We start from the raw sequence: 329 nt of genomic DNA, 5'->3' as shown, positions 1-329 counted from the left end.
CTCGTGTACTCCGCACTGGGGGATGCCATTGCGCACGAGGACCACCCGGGACGGTGGCCCTCGTGAGATCTCAGACTGCTGCTGTTGCTGGATTGCCGTCCTGAACCGCGCTCACGGGGGAAGCGCGGCAGTGGGCAAATTCGCGGTGGTTACATTATTCGGTAACGACATGGCGTGTCATGAGGCCGGCCCTGCGCTCCTGAGGCACAACCCGGGGATGAATAAATCCCTGTGTTTACAGCCCCCACCATAGGAGCCGGCTCTGACGTCGGCGCGACCGCTCGACCGCAAAAGCCGGATCTCAGGTTCGGGGCCCCGCGAATTCGGGA

Origin of the sequence: Corallococcus sp. AB032C, from assembly GCF_003668935.1 — a bacterium.
Taxonomy (GTDB): Bacteria; Myxococcota; Myxococcia; order Myxococcales; family Myxococcaceae; genus Corallococcus; species Corallococcus exiguus.
Note: the sequence above shows the minus strand (reverse complement) of the source record.